Origin of the sequence: Verminephrobacter aporrectodeae subsp. tuberculatae At4 (genome assembly GCF_000193225.1) — a bacterium.
GTDB lineage: Bacteria > Pseudomonadota > Gammaproteobacteria > Burkholderiales > Burkholderiaceae_C > Acidovorax > Acidovorax aporrectodeae.
In genome coordinates this window covers 1-526 of record NZ_AFAL01000890.1, presented here as the reverse complement: position 1 = coordinate 526, position 526 = coordinate 1, and the positions used below count along the sequence as shown (strand labels likewise).

Genomic DNA, 526 nt, shown 5'->3' with positions numbered 1-526 from the left:
CAAAGAAGCGGTAGGCCCCAATGGTGTCGGCCCAATCACCGCAGGCTTGGGGGATACTGGCTGTGGGCTTGGCACTCAAGCTCTCGATCAGATGGATCGCACGCTGTTTGCGCCTGGGGTCCCCCAGGTTCATGCTCTTGAATTCCGTGACTGTCCAACTCATTGTGTGCTTTCGCTATGAAATAAGTAGCATAACTCATGCGAGAGGGACTTGTGTATAACGAGATGGGTTCATCCCGATCAGTGACGTGTTCCGGCCAGAGCGCATATCCCAGTAAGCTAGAATCATCAGTGCGTCCCAGTCGCTGATGCCCCCGTTCCGGCCAGAGCGCATATCCCAGTAAGCTAGAATCGGGACGGTGCGCGCGAGCACTACGACGACGTTCCGGCCAGAGCGCATATCCCAGTAAGCTAGAATCCGCCACGCGGCCGATGGCCGCTTGCGTGAGTTCCGGCCAGAGCGCATATCCCAGTAAGCTAGAATTTCGAGCAGTTGCGCGCGCGGCATGTCCGCGTTCCGGCCAGA

General features: G+C 57.8%; 1 protein-coding gene. It reads right to left on the bottom strand.

Going from position 1 to position 526, the window contains the following annotated elements:
* On the bottom strand, positions 1 to 163 hold a 163-nt coding region (locus VTU_RS32080; protein ID WP_010109217.1), incomplete at its 3' end, for an IS4/Tn5 family transposase DNA-binding protein.
* Positions 164 to 526: the final 363 nt, after the last annotated feature.